Raw genomic sequence first — 15272 nt, forward strand, 5'->3', positions numbered from 1 at the left:
GACTTCCCCATGCGTGAGATCGGACATTTCATCGACGGCCAGAACGTCGCCGGCACCAGCGGCCGCACTTCCGACGTCTATAATCCCGCCACCGGCGAGGTTCAGGCGAGGGTGGCTCTGGCCACCGCCGACGAGCTTCAGGCCGCCGTCGACAGCGCCCTTGCCGCACAGCCGAAATGGGCCGCGACCAATCCGCAGCGCCGCGCCCGCGTCTTCATGCGGTTCGTCGACCTGCTCAACCAGCACATGGACGAACTGGCGACGCTGCTCTCCAGCGAGCACGGCAAGACGTTCGACGACGCCAAGGGCGACGTCATCCGCGGTCTTGAGGTCTGCGAATTCGTCATCGGCATCCCGCATCTGTCCAAGAGCGAATTCACCGAGGGCGCAGGCCCGGGCATCGACATGTATTCGCTCCGCCAGCCGGTCGGCGTGGGTGCGGGCATCACGCCCTTCAACTTCCCGGCGATGATCCCGATGTGGATGTTCGCGCCGGCCATCGCCTCGGGCAACGCCTTTATCCTGAAGCCCTCGGAGCGCGATCCGTCCGTGCCGATCCGCCTTGCCGAACTGATGATCGAGGCGGGCCTGCCGAAGGGCGTCCTCAACGTCGTCAACGGCGACAAGAGCGCGGTCGACGACATTCTCGTCCATCCCGATATTTCCGCCGTCTCCTTCGTCGGTTCGACGCCGATCGCCCGCTACGTCTACGCCACGGCGGCGGCGAACGGCAAGCGCGTCCAGACGTTCGGCGGCGCCAAGAACCACATGATCATCATGCCCGACGCCGACCTCGACCAGACCGTGAACGCGCTGATGGGCGCGGGCTACGGAGCGGCCGGCGAGCGCTGCATGGCGGTCTCCGTCGCCGTTCCGGTCGGCGAGGAAACGGCCGAACGCCTGATCGAGAAGCTGGTTCCGAAGGTCGAAAGCCTGCGCATCGGCCCCTATACCGACGACAAGGCCGACATGGGCCCGCTCGTCACGAAGGAAGCCAAGGCCCGTGTCACCGGCCTGATCGGCAAGGGCGTGGAAGAGGGCGCCAAGCTCCTCGTCGACGGACGCAATTTCAAGCTCCAGGGCTATGAGGACGGGTTCTTCGTCGGTGGCTGCCTGTTCGACCACGTCACCGAGGACATGGAGATCTACAAGACCGAGATCTTCGGCCCGGTGCTCTCGGTCGTGCGGGCGAAGAATTACGAGGAAGCGCTGTCGCTGCCGATGAAGCACGAATACGGCAACGGCGTCTCCATCTATACCCGCGACGGCGACGCCGCCCGCGACTTCGCCAGCCGCATCAACATCGGCATGGTCGGCATCAACGTACCGATCCCGGTTCCGCTCGCCTATCATTCCTTCGGCGGCTGGAAGGCCTCCTCCTTCGGCGACCTCAACCAGTACGGCACCGACTCGATCAAGTTCTGGACCCGCACCAAGACGGTGACGAGCCGCTGGCCGTCGGGCATCAAGGACGAGGCCGAATTCGCCATGCCGACGATGAAGTAACCAACCTTTTTACGATTTTCAGGAAAGGGCTCCCGCGGGGGCCCTTTTCATTTGCCCCTGGCCGTGCTCTTGGCGGGAACGGGCGGGCGGACATGCTGCGCTCTTTCGTTTATGTCTTTCAGCACCATTCGAGGGAGATGGAATGTCCAGGACAGACGATTTGCGGCCTTTCGGCCGTAGCGGCGGGTTTCATCGTGTCGCTTTCACCGGCCGGGCGTCGGAATATTTCGGCATCTGGATCGTCAACGTGCTTTTGACGATCGTCACGCTCGGTATCTATTCCGCCTGGGCGAAGGTGCGGCGCAACCGCTACTTTTACGGCAACACCGTGCTGCTCGGCCGCGCATTCGAATATCATGCAAGGGGCTTGCAGATCCTTGTCGGCCGGGTGATCGTCCTCGGCGGCTTCCTCGTGCTCAACCTGCTCGCCGCTCTCCTTCCCTTTCTCGTCATCCTGCCGCTGATCGTCGTGCTCGTGGCGCTGCCCTGGCTGGTGGCGCGGGGATTGCGTTTCAGCGCGCGGGTGACCAGCTATCGCAACGTGCGCTTCGATTTCGTGGGCGGAGCCGGCGGAGCCTTCAAGGCCGTCATCCTCGGCGGCCTGCTTGCCGCCCTCAGCCTCGGCATCCTCGCGCCGCTCGCCTCACGCTGGATGGCGCGCTACGTCGGCGCGAATCTGCGCTACGGCAACCGCTCCTTCGATACCGATCCGAAACTCGGCCCGCTCTACAAGGTGTGGTTCCTTTCGGTGCTGCTCGCCCTTGTCGGCCTCGGTCTGATCGCCGCTCTCGCGATTGCAAATCTGCCGCTGCTTGCGGCCCTGTTCGAAGCGCCGGGGATCCTGTCGCCGGGGGAGCGGATCCCGATCGTCCTCGCCGCGATCGCCGGCTATGCCGTGCTTTTTGCGACATTCGGCGTCGTCAGCCAGTTCTACCGGGCGGGTGTGCGCAACATCGTCTGGTCGGCGACAACCTTCGACGGCCGTCACCGGCTGGCAAGCGACCTGTCCCGCCGGCGCTACGTCTGGATCGCCCTTTCCAACGTGATCGTGACCATCGCGACGCTGGGCTTGATGCGGCCCTGGGCGGCCGTGCGCCTGGCGCGTTATACATGGGAGCACACCGGCGTGACCTTCGATGGCGATGTCGGCGAGATTTTCGATACGATCCGGCAGGAGGGATCCGCCATCGGCGCGGAATTCATGGATCTGGAAGGAATCGAGTTTGGTTTCTGACCCGGCGATCGTCGCCGCCGGCGAGTGGCACCCGCCCGGCTCCAGCCGGTCGCAGGAGGCGCGTCTCGTGGCGCGGGACGGAAAGCTTGTCGTCCTGGCGACGCAAGGCGGCGTGCCGCTTGCCGAAGCCGCGCCGGCGCGGCTTGCAATCTCCGCACGCGTCGGCTCGATCCCCCGCCGCATCACGTTTCCCGACGGCTCGGTCTTCGAGACCCGGGACAATGCGGGGATCGACGCCTGTCTTGTCGCGCAAGGCCGTCGCGGCGCCGGCGTCGTTCACTGGCTGGAGCAGTTCCGCCTTCGTCTCGCGGTGATCGTCCTCGTCGCCTTCGTGCTCGGCGGCGCGGTCTATCGCTGGGGCGTGCCGGCGCTGGTCGAAGTGGCGATATGGGTGACGCCGCCCGCCGTGCCGCAGCTGATGGCGAAAACGACGATGGAGACGCTCGACGTCACCGCCTTCTCGCCGACCGCCCTTGCCGGATCGCGCCGGCGCGAGATCGAGGCGGGTTTCGCGCGGATTGCCGCCCGTTCGTCGCGGGGTGCGGCGGCCTATACGCTGAATTTCTGCGACGGCGGCCTCATCGGGCCGAACGCTTTCGCATTGCCGGACGGCACGCTTGTCGTCACCGACCAGCTCGTCGAGATGGCGGGAACGGATACCGAGCTGATCGTGGCGGTGCTCGCGCATGAGATCGGACATGTCGAACTGGAGCACAGCCTGCGTCAGCTCTACCGCGCCGCCGGCATGGCGGGCCTGATCATGCTGATTGCGGGCGACATCGGCGTGGGCGTCGAGGATATCCTCGCCCAGGGCGGCGGTCTGCTGGCGCTTTCCCACTCGCGCTCCGCCGAAAGGGAGGCTGACCGTCGCTCGGTGGAACTGATGGCGGCGGCCGGATACGATCCTGCCGCCATCGCCCGCTTCTTCGCCCTGCTGGAGGACAGGCTCGGCGACCGTGGCGGCGCGACTATTCTTTCCACCCATCCGGATACGCCGGAGCGCCGGAAGGCCGTTCTCGATCATGCTCGCCGCGTGTCGGAGGCGAGGGGGACGGCCGGACCGTGAAAACGATACGGCGGCCCGAAGGCCGCCGTCCCGTCATGTTTCCTGCCTGCGGAGCGGGGGCCTATTGCTCCGGACCGTCGTTGAAGCCGACCTTGTCGACCAGTTCGGAGGCTTTCTTGCGGTTGGCGGCAATTTCCGAGAGCGCCAGCGTGTCGGGATTGATCGCGCCGAAGGACTTGACGACGTCGGAGGGCTCGGCGCCCGGCAGCACCGGATATTCGTAAACCTGCTCGGCATAGATCTGCTGGGCGGTGCCGGCCGACAGGAATTCCATCAGCTTGATGGCGTTTTCCTTGTTCGGCGCATTCTTGGCGAGCGCCATGCCGGAAATATTGACATGGGTGCCGCGATCCCCGTTGTTGGGGAAGAGAACCTTGATCGCCGCCGCCCAGTCCTTCTGTTCCGGCTCCTTCTCGTTGGTCATCATCAGCCCGACGTAGTAGGTATTGCCGAGGGCCAGATCGCATTCGCCGGCCATGATCGCCTTGGCCTGGTCGCGGTCGCCGCCGTCCGGCTTGCGGGCGAGATTGTTCTTCACGCCCCGCAGCCATTCTTCGGTCTTCGCGTCGCCATGATGAGCGATCATCGAGGCGATAAGGCCGATATTATAGGAATGCTGGCCATCGCGGGTGCAGATCTTGCCTTTCCACTTCGGGTCGGCAAGCTCCTCATAGGTGATCTCGTCCTGCGCCACGCGTTCCTTGGAAGCGTAGACGACGCGGCCACGAGTGGTCAGTCCGAACCAGTTGCCGCCCGGATCGCGGAAGTGCGCCGGAATATCCTTGTTGATGATCTCGTCGTCGGTCACCGGCTGGGTGACGCCGCCTTCCACCGCCTCGGTCAGCCGGGAGATGTCGACGGTCAGGATCACGTCGGCCGGTGAATTTGCGCCTTCCGCCCGGATACGTTCGACAAGTCCCTTGTCGAGAAACAGGACATTCGTCTGAATGCCGGTTTCCTTCTCGAATTCCTCCAGCAGCGGCTGGATGAGATCCGGCTGACGGTAGGAATAGATATTCACCTCGCCGTCCGCGAAAGCGGGGGCGGCCATCGCCATGCCGGCTGCGGCAAGCGAAAGCGCGGCAAACGATTTACGGACTGGTTGCATGCGAGCCTCCCTATATAAAACATGACTTATTTACTCATCTCCACGACGCCGTTCCGCTAGTCAAGGGCTCCCTGCCGGCCTGCACGAAGTGATAACGGGAATGTGATTTCTAACCTGAATGTTATTTTCCGCTTTTTGGAATTGTTCAAAACTGCAAACAGTCCTATATGTCGTATAGACCTGCATAACGAAACAGGATGCGGAGTTGCCAATGCGCCTGACGAAACAAACCAATTATGCCGTGCGGATGCTGATGTACTGCGCGGTCAACGGGGAGACGCTCAGCCGCGTGCCCGAAATCGCCAAGGCCTATGGCGTTTCAGAGCTGTTCCTCTTCAAGATTCTCCAGCCGCTCACCAAGGCGAAACTGGTGGAGACGGTGCGCGGCCGTAACGGCGGCGTGCGTCTTGCCCGTCCGGCGGCCGACATCACGCTTTTCGACGTGGTGCGGGTTACGGAGGATTCCTTCGCCATGGCCGAATGTTTCGAGGCCGGCGAGATCGATTGTCCGCTTGTCGACAGTTGCGGGCTCAATGCCGCGTTGCGCAAGGCGCTGAACGCCTTCTTCGAGGTGTTGCAGCAATATACGATCGACGATCTGGTCAAGGCGCGGCCGCATATCGGATTGCTGCTCGGCCTGGAAACGGAACTCGCTGCGAAGCCGCTGGCGCCCGCGCCCGTACAGGTCAGCCCGCTGCCGGCGGCCTGACGAGGCCCGTCTGAGGACGGCTTTCGGGAACTTCGGGCCCGCGGTCGCGGCGCGGCCGATCCCGTCCGGGAACTGACAGGCCGCCGATCACCCTCCTGCCAGAGAGCCGCCCGGCCGGTCCCGTAGCTGCGGTTACTGGATGATCTGCTCGCGAATGGCCTTGGCCACCATCTGCGTGCGGTTGACCACGTCGAGCTTCTTCAGGATTGTCGCGGTGTGGGAATTGACGGTGTGCTCCGAGACGGAAACGATGAGGGCGATCTCGCTGGCCGTCTTGCCGTAGGAAATCCAGCGAAGGATTTCCGTCTCGCGCGGCGTCAGCCCCATTCCCGCCTTTTGAGCCAGCACCGTGCGGTAGAAATAATCGAAGGCGCAATTGGCCTCATAGGCGATCTCGAAATGCCGGTTGCGGGTGATATCGCCACGGTCGCCGAGGAACAGAACGACATAGCGCATGCCGCTGATCGTATGAACCGGCACGGACAGGACCGTCTCGAAACCGGTCTGATCGAGGAAATCGTCCCCGTCCTGAAGGCTCGCTTCATCCTTCGTCTCGTCAGCACGCCAGAGCGTGGAAATGGTTGAGCGGAAGAAGCTGCGAAAGAGCGCCGTTTCGCCCAGATGGTGACGTGCGTCGTAATCTTCCGGCAATCCCGCCGGCAGGTCGTGCAGCACCAGCCGGCTGGCGAGCGCCGACGAGTCCTGTTCGTTGGTCAGTTGCAGAATGCCGAAATGGTTGAAGCCGCGACGCAGCGCCATGGCGTGGAAGATACGGAAGAAGTCGACGCGATTGAGCGCTTTCTCCAGGTCGCATTCGAAATCATATCGCCTGTACTGCCTGGTCAATGATGACACGTGGCATGCCCCCCGCTCCTCAAGGGCAAATTTAGCGGCGCAATCTTCGTCGGCAAAGGACTTTTGGTGATTTAGGCACCAAAATGCAGGTTTTTTTCTCCCTGTCGCGCCGGACGGGCCGCGCGGCGGGAAGAAAATTCGTGACTTGCAGGCACCGGCTCCGAAAAGGAGCGGGAAAGGGCGTCCCCCAGGATGGCCGAAAGCCTCGTGAGGCCGTTATTTACGCGCATTGGCGGCGATCCGCAGGAATTGTCCATTTGGACAAAATTGTCGGGAGTCTTATTGCATTCCCACGGCAAATGTCGTTCCATCCGCCCAAGGCCGGGGCTTCTTTCGTGCCCGGCGGCCTGACGCAAAGAGAAAAATAACAAGCTGGGAAGCTCACGATGAAAAAGCTGACTACTCTCCTCGCGGCGACTGCGCTTGCCTCCATGATGGGCACCGCAGCCTGGTCCAAGACGCTCGTCTATTGCTCCGAGGCGTCGCCGGAAGGCTTCGATCCGGGACTCTACACGGCCGGACAGACCTTCGACGCCTCTTCGCGCACGGTCTATAACCGCCTCGTCGAGTTCAAGCATGGCGGCACCGAGGTCGAGCCGGGCCTCGCCGAAAGCTGGACGATTTCCGACGACGGCCTCGAATACACCTTCAAGCTGCGCGCGGACGTCAAGTTCCAGACGACCGACTATTTCACGCCCACGCGCGACTTCAACGCCGATGACGTGATCTTCTCCTTCGAGCGTCAGATCCGGGAAGACCATCCCTGGAACAAGTATGTCGCGGGGGCCGCGTGGGAATATGCCGACGGCATGGGCTTCCCGCAGCTCATCAAGTCGATCGAGAAGGTTGACGATCTCACGGTCAAATTCGTCCTCAACCATCCCGAGGCGCCCTTCATCGCCGACCTCGGCATGGATTTCGCCTCCATCATGTCGAAGGAATATGCCGACAAGCTGGCGGCTGACGGAAAGCTGGAGCAGCTCAACCAGATGCCGCTCGGCACCGGTCCCTTCACGTTCGTGGCCTATCAGCCGGACGCGGTCATCCGCTACAAGGCCAATCCCGACTATTTCAAGGGCCAGGAAAAGATCGACGATCTCATCTTCGCGATCACGACCGATGCGGCCGTGCGCGCCCAGAAGCTGAAGGCGGGCGAATGCCACATCATGCCCTATCCGAATGCGGCCGACGTCGCCGATCTCAAGGCCGATCCGAACCTGACCGTTCTCGAGCAGCCCGGCCTGAACGTCGCCTATCTCGCCTATAACACCCAGCAAGCGCCTTTCGACAAGGTCGAGGTTCGCCGCGCTCTCAACATGGCGGTCAACAAGCAGCCGATCATCGATGCGGTCTTCCAGGGCGCGGCGGAGGTTGCCAAGAACCCGATTCCGCCCACCATGTGGTCCTATAACAACGCGATCGAGGATGACAAATACGATCCGGAAGCGGCGAAGAAGATGCTGGAGGAAGCCGGCGTCAAGGATCTGAAGATGAAGATCTGGGCAATGCCGGTCTCGCGTCCCTACATGCTGAACGCGCGCCGTGCGGCCGAACTGATGCAGGCCGATTTCGCCAAGGTTGGCGTCCAGGCGGAAATCCTTTCCTACGAATGGGCGGAATATCTGAAGCTGTCGCGGGAGGAGGATCGCGACGGCGCCGTCATCATGGGCTGGACGGGCGACAACGGCGACCCGGACAACTTCCTCGACACGCTGCTCGGTTGCGAGGCCGTCGGCGGCAACAACCGCGCCCAATGGTGCAACGAGGAATTCGACAAGCTGGTGAAGGCGGCCAAGAAGTCCTCCGATCAGGCGGAACGCACGAAGCTCTACGAGGAAGCGCAGGTGGTCTTCAAGCGTGAGGCGCCGTGGATGACCATCGACCATTCGGTCGGCTTCATCCCGCTGAGCAAGAAGGTGACGGGGTTCCACATGGACCCGCTCGGCATCCACCGTTTTGACGGCGTCGACATCGCCGAATAAGCCGATCTTTCTGCAACATGCCCGGTCAGCCGGGCTTCTCCGGCGGTCGGGATTTTTCCGGACCGCCGGAGACCTTCAGGTAGACCAGCCATGCTGCGCTTTCTTCTCGGACGCCTCGCGGTTCTCGTCCCGACGTTCCTGGGCGTCTCCCTTATCGCCTTCTCCTTCATTCGCCTGCTGCCGGGCGATCCGGTAATGCTCATGTCGGGAGAGCGGGCGATGTCGCCGGAACGGCATGCCCAGGTGATGCACGACCTCGGCCTCGACCGCCCGTTCTATATCCAGTATTTCGACTATCTCGGTTCCATCCTGCAAGGGGATCTGGGAACCTCCATCGTCACCAAACGCCCCGTTTTCGACGATTTTCTCTCGCTGTTTCCGGCAACCCTGGAACTGTCGCTCTGCGCGATCATCCTCGCCATCTGCCTTGGCATTCCGGCCGGGATGCTGGCGGCGGTGAAGCGCGGCACATGGCTCGACCAGTCGGTCATGGGCGTCGCGCTCGTCGGCTATTCCATGCCGATCTTCTGGTGGGGCCTGCTGTTGATCATCTTCTTCTCCGGCTATCTCGGCTGGACCCCGGTTTCGGGGCGGATCTCGCTCATGTATTTCTTCCCGCCGGTCACCGGCTTCATGCTGATCGACAGCCTGCTGTCCGGCCAGGAAGGCGCCTTCAGGTCGGCGCTGACCTATCTGATCCTGCCGACGGTGGTGCTGGCGACGATCCCGCTTGCGGTGATCGCCCGCCAGACGCGTTCGGCCATGCTGGAGGTGCTGGGAGAAGACTACGTCCGCACCGCACGCGCCAAGGGCCTCTCGCCCTTCCGCGTCATCGGCGTACATGCGCTGCGCAACGCGATGATCCCTGTCATCACCACGATCGGCTTGCAGGTCGGAGTGCTGCTCGCCGGCGCGATCCTGACGGAAACCATCTTCTCCTGGCCGGGCATCGGCAAGTGGATGGTGGATGCGGTGTTCAAGCGCGACTATGCGGTGGTGCAGGGCGGCCTGTTGCTGATCGCCGCCATCATCATGCTGGTCAATCTTCTGGTCGACCTGACGTACGGCCTCGTCAATCCGCGCATTCGCCATTAGGAGCGGTCCATGAGCACGGTCACCACGCAAACCGGCCACCCTTCCGCGCTTGCGGAGTTCTGGTATTACTTCTCTCGCAACAAGGGCGCCGTCATCGGCCTTGCGGTCTTTCTGCTTGTGCTGTTCGTGGCGGTTTTCGCGCCGCTCGTCGCGCCGCATGGGCCCACCGAGCAGCTTCGCGACAAGCTGCTGCTGCCGCCCGCCTGGATGGAGGGGGGCGAGGCGAGCTATCTTCTCGGCACCGACGCGGTCGGCCGCGACATCCTTTCCCGCCTTATCTACGGCTCGCGCTTCTCGCTCTTCATCGGCCTTGTCGTCGTGACGCTGTCGGTGATCTCGGGCGTGCTGATCGGCCTCGTCGCCGGTTATTTCCGCGGCCGCGTCGATACGTTCATCATGCGCATCATGGATATCATCCTGGCGTTCCCGTCGCTTCTCCTGGCTCTCGTGCTGGTGGCGGTGCTGGGGCCCGGCCTCCTGAACGCGATGATCGCGATTTCGCTCGTCAATCAGCCGCATTTCGTACGTCTGACGCGGGCGGCGGTGATGGCCGAGAAGTCGAAGGATTATGTCGTCGGCTCCAGGGTCGCCGGCGCCGGCACCTTTCGGCTGATGTTCCTGACGATCCTGCCGAATTGCCTGGCGCCGCTCATCGTGCAGGCGACGCTCGCCTTCTCGGCGGCGATCCTCGATGCGGCGGCGCTCGGGTTCCTCGGCATGGGAGCCCAGCCGCCGACGCCCGAATGGGGAACGATGCTGGCCGAGGCGCGGGAATTCATCCAGCGCGCCTGGTGGGTCGTGACCTTTCCGGGACTTGCCATCCTGGTCACCGTGCTCGCCATCAACCTGATGGGCGACGGGTTGCGCGACGCCCTCGATCCCAAGCTGAAGAGGTCGTGATGTCGCTTCTCCAGATCGAAAATCTCGTCGTCGAGTTCCAGACGGCATCCGGGCCGTTCCGGGCGGTGGACGGTGTTTCTCTCAAGGTCGATCCCGGCGAGGTTCTGGCCATCGTCGGGGAATCCGGCTCCGGCAAGTCGGTCGCGATGCTCGCCGCCATGGGGCTTCTGCCCTGGACGGCGAAGGTCACCGCCGACCGACTGGAATTCGATGGTCGCGACATGCTCGCCATGTCCGACAGGGACCGCCGCCGGGTTGTCGGCAAGGAGATCGCCATGATCTTCCAGGAGCCGATCGCCAGCCTCAATCCGTGCTTTACCGTCGGCTTCCAGATCGAGGAGGTGCTGCGCATCCACACCGGTCTCGATCGCAGGGCGCGCCGGATACGCGCGCTTGAACTGTTTGAGCAGGTCGGCATTCCCGCTGCGGAGGAACGGCTCGGGCACTATCCGCACCAGATGTCGGGAGGCCAGTGCCAGCGCGTGATGATCGCCTGTGCGCTCGCCTGCAATCCCAAGCTTCTGATCGCCGACGAGCCGACCACGGCGCTCGACGTGACGATCCAGAAGCAGATCCTCGATCTGCTGGTCGAGCTTCAGGCCGAGCACGGCATGGGCCTCATCATGATCACCCATGACATGGGCGTGGTCGCCGAGACCGCCGACCGCGTCATCGTGCAGTACAAGGGTCGCAAGATCGAGGAGGCCGACGTGCTGACGCTTTTCGAAAATCCGAAGAACGCCTATACCCGCGCGCTCCTTTCCGCCTTGCCGGAAAATGCCGTCGGCGGCCGTCTGCCGACCATTTCCGAACTGCTGAGCGACGAGCAGATCTTCGCAGGAGCCCCCCGATGACCCCCGTGCTCGAAGCGCGCGACATCACGCGCGACTACCATGTCCCTGGCAGCCTGTTCAAAAAGAGCCGGACCGTCCACGCGGTGAAGGGCGTGAGCTTTTCCGTCGGGGAGGGCAAGACGCTGGCGATTGTCGGGGAAAGCGGTTGCGGCAAGTCGACGCTTGCCCGCATCGTCACCATGATCGATCCCGCGACATCCGGCGACCTGCTGATCGACGGACGCCGCATCGATATCGCCACCGAGCCGCTGACGGCGGACATGCGCAGCAAGGTGCAGATCGTTTTCCAGAATCCCTACGGTTCGCTCAATCCGCGCCGGAAGATCGGGGAGATCCTGACGGAACCGCTGATCATCAACGCGAAGATGCGGGCGGACGAGCGCGAGGCCCGGGCGATGGCCATGCTGAAGAAGGTGGGGCTCGAGGAAAAACACTACGGCCGCTACCCGCATATGTTTTCCGGCGGCCAGCGCCAGCGCGTGGCCATCGCCCGCGCGCTGATGCTCAATCCGCGGCTGCTGGTGCTGGACGAACCGGTCTCCGCGCTCGATCTCTCGGTACAGGCGCAGGTGCTGAACCTGCTTGCCGATCTTCAGAGCGAGTTTCAGCTGACCTATGTCTTCATCAGCCATGACCTTTCGGTGGTACGCCATATCGCCGACGATGTGATGGTCATGTATTTCGGCGAGGCCGTCGAATACGGCAGCCGCGACGCGGTTTTCAACGATCCGCAGCACAGCTATACCCGGACGCTGTTCGCCGCGACGCCGCGGGTCGACATCGAGGCCATCCGGGCGCGGCTCGCCCGCAAATCCGCCGCGGCCTCTGGCGCATCGGCGCCGGCGGCTCTATAGAACAATCGCGCTGGGGCCGGTCACCGCTCCGGCCCGCAAGGAAGATCAGACAGGAACGAGATATGGATATCAAACGCTTTGAAACCGGCCAGCGCATGAGCCAGGCCGTCGTGCACAACGGCACCGTCTATCTGGCCGGTCAGGTCGGAAAACCCGGTTCGGACGTCGCCGGCCAGACCCGCGAGGCGCTGGCGGAAGTCGACCGGCTGCTGGCGCTTTCCGGCACCGACAAGACCCGTATCCTGTCCGCGCAGGTCTGGATGGCCGACATGGCCGACTTCCAGGCGATGAACGCCGTCTGGGACGCCTGGGTCGCCCCCGGTCACGCACCCGCCCGCGCCACCGGCGAATCGAAGCTGGCGACGTCGGAATATCTCGTCGAGGTCATCGTCACGGCGGCTCTCTGAGCCGTCTGCGTGACACGGTGAAATGCAAAGGCCCGCATCGCTGCGGGTCTTTGCCGTTGCGGGGGAGGGGTGGTGTCAGGCCTTCGCGAGGCGGGCGTGCTCGTCGAAGAACAGGGCCTGGCTGATCAGCGCCTTCACCATGTCGGGGTTGAACGGCTTGGTGACGAGGAAGGCCGGCTCCGGCTTCTCGCCGGTCAGCAGCCGTTCGGGGAAGGCGGTGATGAAGATCACCGGGATCGTGCTGTCACGCAGGATATCGTTGACCGCGTCGATGCCGGAGCTGCCGTCGACCAGCTGGATATCCGCAAGCACCATGCGCGGCCGGGTGCGCCGGTAGAGATCGACCGCCTCGGAATGGGTGCGGGCTATGCCGGTCACCGTGTGGCCGAGGCTCGTGACCATGTCCTCGATGTCCATGGCGATCAGCGGTTCGTCCTCGATGATCATGATGTCGGTTGCGACCTGGCGGGAAATATCGTGCGAGGCTTCGTCCAGCAGTTCGCCGAAACGCTCTTCCGAAACGCCGAGGATCTCCGCGCCTTCGGCAAGGCTGAAACCCTCCACCGAGACCAGAAGGAAGGCCTTGCGCGCGGCCGGCGGCATATTGTCGAGATTGGCGGCCGCCTGGCGCTCCCAGCCGAAGGGCGACTGGCTTTTCGGAAGGGTGACGTCGAGGCTTTCGAACAGCTGGCAATAGAGACGGTAGAGGGCGATCCGGTCGCTCGCCTGCTCGGGATAAAGGGAAATGTCGGCGACGAGGGCCTCCAGCATCGCCGCGACATAGGCGTCCCCTGATGTCTGTGAACCCGTTACGGCCCGCGAGAAGCGCCGCAGATAGGCCAGATGCGGGGCGATACGGGTGGAAAGCGACATATTATTCTCCCTGGATATGTTCCGCATCGGTACGGCTTCCGATAAATTAAACCGGACGAAACCAGTTTTAGTGTATTGAATTCGTCTTGCTATAGGTAATCTTTGGCAAAACGAAGATAGTTGACGGGACGTGAGGGAAAGAGGATGGCAACCGGTCGAGATGACGACAAGCGTGCCTCCGTGCGTTACGAGGACAGCCAGACGGCGTTTGATGCTGATGGACCGATCGGGCGCAAGCTGAAATCCTTCTATCAGGTTATCGAGACGGAGCCGGTTCCCGACCGTCTCCTGGACTTGCTGCAACAGCTGGATGAGGCGGAGCGCAAGGCGAAGGCCCGTCGGTAGGCTTCGGTCTCCGGATCTCTTCCATCGGATCGCAGGAAAGCGGCCTTGCAGCCGCTTTCCTGCTTTCGTTCCGCTTTGGCTTCGAGCAATTCCGGTGAAATCCGGCCGGGATTACCCTCATATGTTGTTTTCACCGCATTCTCCGACGCCGAAGCGATCTCGCTTCGGCTGGAAATGTTTTAGCGGCAGCGGGCTTCGTAGCGTCGGCCGTTGCGGTCGCGATAGATGCAATAGCCGCTGCGATCGGACCGGGCGATGAGATAACCGGCCGCGCCACCGATCGCCGCACCGGCCAGCGCGCCGCCGGCGCGGCCCGTGACGGCGCCGCCGATGATCGCGCCCGATGTGGCGCCGATGGCGGTGCCCCGTTCGGTCTGCGTGCAGGCGCCAAGTGCTGCCGTGGATGCGACGAGCGCGAGGATAAGGGCGATTTTCGTCATGTTTCTGCTCCTGCTTGGGCTCGGTGCGGTTCTAGATCAGCCCCATAAGGACAAGGATGAGAAGGATGAGGACGATCAGGCCCAGGCCGCCGGAAGGGCCGTATCCCCAGCTTCGGCTGTATCCCCAGTTCGGAAGGGCGCCGATGAGCAGCAGGATCAGGACGATGAGAAGAATGGTGCCGAGCATTTGCGCCTCCTTTGCGGCCTCGTTCCGATAGAACGTCGCTGTCAGAACGGCGAAGCGGAAAAATTGTTCCGCTTGCTGTCGCGAAAAGGACGAATGCCGCAGCGGGCGCGGGAACCATTGTGACGACGGCGGGTTCTTCCTCCCGTCAAGGCCGTTCAACAAAACCGGAAAGGACAGGCTCATGAACTGGGATATCATTCAGGGCAGCTGGCAGGAATACAAGGGCAAGGCCCAGGCGGAATGGGGTCGGTTGACCGATGACGATCTCGATGTGATCGAAGGCCGCCGCATCGAACTTTCGGGCAAGCTCCAGCAGCGCTACGGCATCGCCCGGGAAGAGGCCGATCGTCAGATCGAGGAATGGGCGGGCCGGCATCCCGGTGCCTGAAGGCAGGCGATCGGGAACATTCGCCGGAAAATGGTGTTTCCAGAATGATCAAACGGAGGATTGAAACGATGCTTTATTACGCTGTGGTCTTTCTCGTTGTCGCCCTCGTCGCGGGCCTGCTCGGTTTTGGCGGTATCGCGGGCGCTTCGGCCGGTATCGCGAAAATCCTGTTCTTCGTCTTCCTCGTCCTCCTTGTCCTGTCGCTGGTGGCGGGCCTTTTCCGGCGGGCATAGGGCGAAAACCGCACCCCGGAAGGCGCCACGCGCGCCGGCTCCGCGGGTGCGGTGGCTTTTTCCATCCCTTCCTTTTCCGGCGCGATGGCATTTTCCAGAAATCCTCAATGATTTCAGCCACTTAAAATATATTTGTTTTTTTCAGTTTTGCGGTGTTGACTGTTCATGGTTGGTGGGCTTATAACGCCGCTCATCGACGAGGGCGTTGGGCGCTTCTGGCGGCCGACGAACTTGTC

General features: G+C 62.9%; 18 protein-coding genes. 13 read left to right on the forward strand and 5 right to left on the reverse strand.

Annotated elements, in window-relative coordinates:
• Positions 1–9 precede the first annotated feature (9 nt).
• The 3 genes from KYK29_RS18300 (at position 10) to KYK29_RS18310 (ending at position 3806) form a co-directional block, all read left to right on the forward strand.
• Positions 10–1506 (forward strand): CoA-acylating methylmalonate-semialdehyde dehydrogenase, encoded by a 1497-nt coding sequence (locus KYK29_RS18300; RefSeq protein WP_254692331.1) that lies wholly within the window; start codon positions 10–12, stop codon positions 1504–1506.
• A 142-nt stretch (positions 1507–1648) separates the two neighbouring features.
• Positions 1649–2740, forward strand: coding sequence for a YjgN family protein (locus KYK29_RS18305; RefSeq protein ID WP_254692332.1), 1092 nt, complete (start codon positions 1649–1651; stop codon positions 2738–2740).
• On the forward strand, positions 2730–3806 hold the full coding sequence (locus KYK29_RS18310; RefSeq protein ID WP_254692333.1) for a M48 family metallopeptidase: 1077 nt from the start codon (positions 2730–2732) through the stop codon (positions 3804–3806). The genes KYK29_RS18305 and KYK29_RS18310 overlap by 11 nt, the downstream gene beginning before the upstream one ends.
• Positions 3807–3867: 61 nt before the next feature.
• Here the strand turns inward: KYK29_RS18310 and KYK29_RS18315 are convergent, their stop codons facing one another.
• On the reverse strand, positions 3868–4914 hold the full coding sequence (locus KYK29_RS18315) for a Fe(3+) ABC transporter substrate-binding protein (RefSeq protein WP_254692334.1): 1047 nt from the start codon (positions 4912–4914) through the stop codon (positions 3868–3870).
• 211 nt (positions 4915–5125) lie between these two features.
• On the opposite strand from KYK29_RS18315, the gene rirA reads away from it, so the two are divergent.
• A complete protein-coding gene (gene rirA / locus KYK29_RS18320; RefSeq protein WP_254692335.1) occupies positions 5126–5623 on the forward strand; it encodes an iron-responsive transcriptional regulator RirA in 498 nt (165 codons plus the stop codon).
• A gap of 132 nt (positions 5624–5755) precedes the next feature.
• On the opposite strand, the gene KYK29_RS18325 is transcribed toward rirA, so the two are convergent.
• On the reverse strand, positions 5756–6478 hold the full coding sequence (locus tag KYK29_RS18325; RefSeq protein ID WP_254692336.1) for a helix-turn-helix transcriptional regulator: 723 nt from the start codon (positions 6476–6478) through the stop codon (positions 5756–5758).
• 386 nt (positions 6479–6864) lie between these two features.
• Here KYK29_RS18325 and KYK29_RS18330 point away from each other — a divergent pair, with 386 nt between their 5' ends.
• The 6 genes from KYK29_RS18330 (at position 6865) to KYK29_RS18355 (ending at position 12570) form a co-directional block, all read left to right on the forward strand.
• Positions 6865–8460, forward strand: a complete 1596-nt coding sequence (locus tag KYK29_RS18330) for an ABC transporter substrate-binding protein (RefSeq protein WP_254692337.1) — start codon at positions 6865–6867, stop codon at positions 8458–8460.
• Between the two features lie 90 nt (positions 8461–8550).
• Positions 8551–9555, forward strand: a complete 1005-nt coding sequence (locus KYK29_RS18335; protein ID WP_254692338.1) for an ABC transporter permease subunit — start codon at positions 8551–8553, stop codon at positions 9553–9555.
• A 9-nt stretch (positions 9556–9564) separates the two neighbouring features.
• On the forward strand, positions 9565–10455 hold the full coding sequence (locus KYK29_RS18340) for an ABC transporter permease subunit (protein ID WP_254692339.1): 891 nt from the start codon (positions 9565–9567) through the stop codon (positions 10453–10455).
• The gene (locus tag KYK29_RS18345) at positions 10455–11309 is read left to right on the forward strand and encodes an ABC transporter ATP-binding protein (protein WP_254692340.1); all 855 of its coding nucleotides are present in this window, start codon (positions 10455–10457) and stop codon (positions 11307–11309) included. The genes KYK29_RS18340 and KYK29_RS18345 overlap by 1 nt, the downstream gene beginning before the upstream one ends.
• A complete protein-coding gene (locus KYK29_RS18350; RefSeq protein WP_254692341.1) occupies positions 11306–12163 on the forward strand; it encodes a dipeptide ABC transporter ATP-binding protein in 858 nt (285 codons plus the stop codon). The genes KYK29_RS18345 and KYK29_RS18350 overlap by 4 nt, the downstream gene beginning before the upstream one ends.
• Positions 12164–12225: 62 nt before the next feature.
• A complete protein-coding gene (locus tag KYK29_RS18355) occupies positions 12226–12570 on the forward strand; it encodes a RidA family protein (RefSeq protein ID WP_254692342.1) in 345 nt (114 codons plus the stop codon).
• A 75-nt stretch (positions 12571–12645) separates the two neighbouring features.
• Here the strand turns inward: KYK29_RS18355 and KYK29_RS18360 are convergent, their stop codons facing one another.
• Entirely contained in the window at positions 12646–13443 is a 798-nt protein-coding gene (locus KYK29_RS18360; protein ID WP_254692343.1) for a response regulator, read from the reverse strand.
• A gap of 144 nt (positions 13444–13587) precedes the next feature.
• Between KYK29_RS18360 and KYK29_RS18365 the strand changes: the two genes are divergently transcribed.
• Positions 13588–13788 (forward strand): NepR family anti-sigma factor, encoded by a 201-nt coding sequence (locus KYK29_RS18365; protein WP_254692344.1) that lies wholly within the window; start codon positions 13588–13590, stop codon positions 13786–13788.
• A 179-nt stretch (positions 13789–13967) separates the two neighbouring features.
• Here KYK29_RS18365 and KYK29_RS18370 read toward each other — a convergent pair whose 3' ends face one another.
• On the reverse strand, positions 13968–14228 hold the full coding sequence (locus KYK29_RS18370; RefSeq protein WP_254692345.1) for a YMGG-like glycine zipper-containing protein: 261 nt from the start codon (positions 14226–14228) through the stop codon (positions 13968–13970).
• A gap of 31 nt (positions 14229–14259) precedes the next feature.
• Positions 14260–14415, reverse strand: a complete 156-nt coding sequence (locus KYK29_RS18375; protein WP_254692346.1) for a DUF3309 family protein — start codon at positions 14413–14415, stop codon at positions 14260–14262.
• A gap of 181 nt (positions 14416–14596) precedes the next feature.
• Between KYK29_RS18375 and KYK29_RS18380 the strand changes: the two genes are divergently transcribed.
• Positions 14597–14803: a CsbD family protein gene (locus tag KYK29_RS18380; RefSeq protein WP_254692347.1), complete on the forward strand. Its 207-nt coding sequence runs from the start codon at positions 14597–14599 to the stop codon at positions 14801–14803.
• A gap of 68 nt (positions 14804–14871) precedes the next feature.
• A complete protein-coding gene (locus KYK29_RS18385; protein ID WP_254692348.1) occupies positions 14872–15036 on the forward strand; it encodes a DUF1328 family protein in 165 nt (54 codons plus the stop codon).
• Positions 15037–15272: the final 236 nt, after the last annotated feature.

Origin of the sequence: Shinella daejeonensis (assembly GCF_024281235.1) — a bacterium.
Lineage (GTDB): Bacteria > Pseudomonadota > Alphaproteobacteria > Rhizobiales > Rhizobiaceae > Shinella > Shinella daejeonensis.